This window comes from Beijerinckia mobilis (genome assembly GCF_000745425.1).
GTDB classification, from domain to species: Bacteria; Pseudomonadota; Alphaproteobacteria; order Rhizobiales; family Beijerinckiaceae; genus Beijerinckia; species Beijerinckia mobilis.
The window spans coordinates 1-3,787 of sequence record NZ_JQJH01000046.1; the positions used below are offsets into that span (position 1 = coordinate 1).

Sequence of the window (3,787 nt, forward strand, 5' to 3'; positions counted from 1 at the left end):
CCGGAGCCAATCCATGTCCGATCCTTCCCCGCCTGCCCATCCATGCTGGCTCGACCCAGCCAATGGTCCCATCCAGCTCGTCGACCCGCTCGATGAAGCCACGAATAATCCTGTCCTTTACCAGGACTTTATTCGCTTTGCCTCCGCCATCGATCGAGCGCGGCAAAACAAACCTGAAGCTCTATCCGAGGCCCTCCAGGGCCAGGCCATGCGAGATCAGGTACAGGATTTTCTGCAAGATCTCCCCATCGATCGAAAAGTTCAACTACTGACCCTCATGACCCATCCCGGCCTGCCGCATCGGCGAGCCGTCACAGCTGCCTTGCTGACCGGCAAGAATAAGGGGTCCAGCCTTTCTCTCTCGCGCGCCTTACACGCCGACAAGCGCGATAAAATGATGCGCCGCATCTATGCGCCTGAACGGGTCGCCTTTCTCAAGGATGTTACCAAACTCATGAGGGAGGATGCGTAATGAAGCATTGTCTCCCCATGTTGCTGGTCTGTTTAGCCATGCCTGCGTCCGCGCAGACGGTGAACACGACAACGGGTAGCGCGGGTTGTGCCGCATTAGCCCAGGCATCCGCGAATGCCATCTCGCAGCGGATTGCCGTGGACGACGCCAATATCAATGCCCCGAAAAGCGTGAAAACCCTCACCTGTCTTGATAATTTCTTCAAAGGTGCCGGCCTCGACGTTATCACCAACTTCCTCAACCCGACCAATCTGCTGCAATCGATCGAGGGCCAGATCTGCAACGCCATTTCCACGGCCTGGCAGAGTTCTTTGGGCCAGCCGCAATGCGGCATCACACTCTCTGGCTTCAATCTCGGGTTCGGTGGCCTTGGCAATCTAGGGGGCGGTCTGAGCTGCCCGAAACTGTCCTTTGGCGGTGGTGGCCCACCCATGGGCTCGATCAATGTAAGCGCGAACGGCAATGGCCAGTTCCGCGTCAATGGCGCCGGCCTCGCGCCCTCTGGCTATACGGTCTCTCAGCAAAACGGCCTTTGGTAGGAGCATCCCATGAAGCGCATTTCTCCTCTTGCCTCGACAGCTATTGGCCTGGTGCTTGGTGCCGTGGTCTTCGGAGCCGCTCCGACATCGGCACAAATGCCGGTGGTCGATTGGACGACATTTCCCCTCATCAGCACAATTTCGAGCGTCATCAAACAAGTCAATTCAGGGATATCCAGCCTGCAGGATGGGATCGGCAGTGCCACCAACGGCAGTGTCACGCAATTGCTGGTCGAAGGCTTTACTCAAAATTCCAACTATTCCAAAGCCCAAGTCTCCGCGCAGCAGCAAATCGCTGATGCGTCGAACACGGCCATGGCCCGGTTCCAGAGGGATGTTCGGAATTCGCAGATCCGCGATCAGCACACCCCGAGCCCTCTATCATGCGCGGCGCTGGATAACGGGCAGACTGTCATCGTCGGTGCTGGTCAAAGCTGGAAGGTCGCCAGGGCTATCCAAGATGTCAACGACAATCGTGGCGAGGCCAATGCCAACACTCCGGCCTTTTATGGAAGCGCGCAAGCCATCGCATCGAACAATGATTACCACAGCAAATTCTACTGTTCGCAAACGGAAGCGGATGCAGGTCTTTGCCAGCTTTCCGCCAACCCGAACGCCGATCAACGTGCATCGAGCCTTTTTGGAACAGGCACCTACAATGGTCAGCAAGGGGTCAATGACGCCAATGCCTATGCCATGACGCTGATCCAACCGATTGTTCCAGCCGCTTTGCGGGGCAGTCAATTGACATCCACCATGGGCGAGGAAGCACGGGTCAGGCGGCGGGAATATAATGCCCGCGTTTCGCTGGCGCGGAACACGCTCAATTACGTCATGGCGGCGCAGACCCAATCCATTCCGCTCTCGACAGAACAGCAGCAGGAAATGACGGATGAAGGCCTTCCGGCAACGCAGAACGGATCCTGGCTGCAAGGTCTGACCCTCGACGTCAATCGCCGCTATGGCTCGCTGAATTATGCCGCGCAGCTCGCGGCCATGACCCCGACCGCTCTACAGCGCGAAGTCGCGCAAGAGCTCGCCCTCACGAACTATCTGCTTCTCCATAATTATCGGCTTGGCATGATGACCGCCAGCACGAATGCGACGCAACTCGCCACCGAAGCCGAGCGCTCGATCCAGCCGACACCCATGCCGACCCCATCCATCGTCGCCAACTGAAAGAACAGGAAAATTCCATGGCAGAACTTAATGATCAGTACCGCTCTGAACCCCTTCGCTTTGCCAGTGATCGCCCTGATCCTGTGACAAAACCTGAAACCGATAAACCCGAAGGGAAAGAGGCTGGAGCCGTTAAACCGGAAGCCGACACCACCAAAGCGGCTGACAGCAGGGCTAAATCACCCGATGCTCCAGAACCGAAAAAGGACGACCATGATGAGCTACGACAACTGATCCTGCAGCTCTCAATTATTCGAGCCGATCGTTCGTTGCCTGAAAAGCTCGACAAATCGATCAATGATTTAACGCGAGATGCAATCACGCCCGGAAAACTCGATGATCCTACCGTCCGCGCAAAGCTCGCCTATGCGGTCCAAGATGTGGAACGGTCGGGAGCGTCTCTCATAATGTCACAGGCGCTGCGCGATCAGATGCGGGAGGTCGCGACGACGCTTCCCAATCTCCGTAATGAAGGCATGCAGGCCTTGTTGAAGGATACGCCAAATTTGCTGGAACAGAGTCTTGTCGGAAATATTCGAAATGAAGCAATAACAATTGCTAAGGCAACCAATCAGCATTCTGAAGAAACAAACAGTAAGGTTGCTGCGTTAGAAAACGAGGCACGCTTAGCCCAAAGAATTCCCGGTCGGCAACAATCACAAGCCACGACAGTTGAAATAAACTCAGCCGAACGTCAGGTTGATAAGCCTGCCCCACAGACTAACACTCAGGCCCCTGCCCCGTCACGCCAGGATGCCACGCAAGTTTATTCCGATCCTGAAATCACAGGCGTCAAACTACGCCTGCCTGGGGCCGCGGCCGAAATCCTTTCGAATCTCGGACCAGAACGAACCAAACCCGAGAACGCGGATACTCAACGCGTTTCACTGTTTGATCGGCTCTCCAACTACCAAGCCAACATCCTCGGGCCACGGAACGAGGAAAAGGCCATCCAGCGCACTTTCGAGGCAGGAGCCGCCGCCAATGCGGCCCTGCAGGACTTCTCGAATGGCCCTGGCCGGGCAGTCATGGCCAAGATCGAGCAGGCCGCCAAGAATGATCCCGATGGTATGGCTGGCGTCCTCTCAGAAATGCGCGCTGGCGGGCGGTTCGCGGACCTGCGCAACCAATTCGATCAGGCTTTGCTGACTGAGAAAAATCTCGCGGCCTCCTATGACAAGGCTACAGCGGCACTTGCCAATTATGCCGACAAGCGAGCGGCGATCGAGCCGGTCATTGCAAAACAACCGGATGCCAGTGCTCTCACGGCCAAACTGCAGCAGGTCGATGCATCGGTTGGTGAGAAGGCCGAAGTTCTCCCTGGACGGAAAGAGGGCGAGAATGCCCTCGAGGAACTGGCCAAAAAGGCCAGTGAGGCCATCAGCAAGGCTGTCGAAAAAATACAAGGCGCCATCCAGCGGTTCACGGGGAATGCCGAACACAGCGCCTCAGCGAGCCCCAGCCCCAGCCCATGAGAACAGCACACTGAATTCGCACGAGCGCATGACACCCTTTGAAGCATCATGCTGATGAGGTTGCCATGCGCCTTTTGTTTATTCTCGCCGCCCTTCTCTTTTCTATCTTCGCCCTCGAGCCG

General features: G+C 56.5%; 4 protein-coding genes. All 4 read left to right on the forward strand.

Going from position 1 to position 3,787, the window contains the following annotated elements; genetic code table 11:
• Nucleotides 1–13: 13 nt before the first annotated feature.
• From DL88_RS18150 to DL88_RS18165, 4 genes are read left to right on the forward strand one after another with little or no spacing between them, the layout of a single operon-like run.
• The gene (locus DL88_RS18150; RefSeq protein ID WP_084705284.1) at nt 14–472 is read left to right on the forward strand and encodes a hypothetical protein; all 459 of its coding nucleotides are present in this window, start codon (nt 14–16) and stop codon (nt 470–472) included.
• Entirely contained in the window at nt 472–1,011 is a 540-nt protein-coding gene (locus tag DL88_RS18155) for a hypothetical protein (RefSeq protein ID WP_034999396.1), read from the forward strand. The genes DL88_RS18150 and DL88_RS18155 overlap by 1 nt, the downstream gene beginning before the upstream one ends.
• Before the next feature lie 9 nt (nt 1,012–1,020).
• Nucleotides 1,021–2,190 (forward strand): conjugal transfer protein TraW family protein, encoded by a 1,170-nt coding sequence (locus DL88_RS18160; protein ID WP_051956157.1) that lies wholly within the window; start codon nt 1,021–1,023, stop codon nt 2,188–2,190.
• A gap of 17 nt (nt 2,191–2,207) precedes the next feature.
• On the forward strand, nt 2,208–3,665 hold the full coding sequence (locus DL88_RS18165) for a hypothetical protein (RefSeq protein ID WP_034999397.1): 1,458 nt from the start codon (nt 2,208–2,210) through the stop codon (nt 3,663–3,665).
• Nucleotides 3,666–3,787: the final 122 nt, after the last annotated feature.

Bases quoted from the DNA above. Each gene is read 5' to 3' on its own strand.
- DL88_RS18165 (WP_034999397.1), top strand. From the start codon at position 2,208: ATGGCAGAACTTAATGATCAGTACCGCTCTGAACCCCTTCGCTTTGCC.
- DL88_RS18155 (WP_034999396.1), top strand. From the start codon at position 472: ATGAAGCATTGTCTCCCCATGTTGCTGGTCTGTTTAGCCATGCCTGCG.
- DL88_RS18150 (WP_084705284.1), top strand. From the start codon at position 14: ATGTCCGATCCTTCCCCGCCTGCCCATCCATGCTGGCTCGACCCAGCC.
- DL88_RS18160 (WP_051956157.1), top strand. From the start codon at position 1,021: ATGAAGCGCATTTCTCCTCTTGCCTCGACAGCTATTGGCCTGGTGCTT.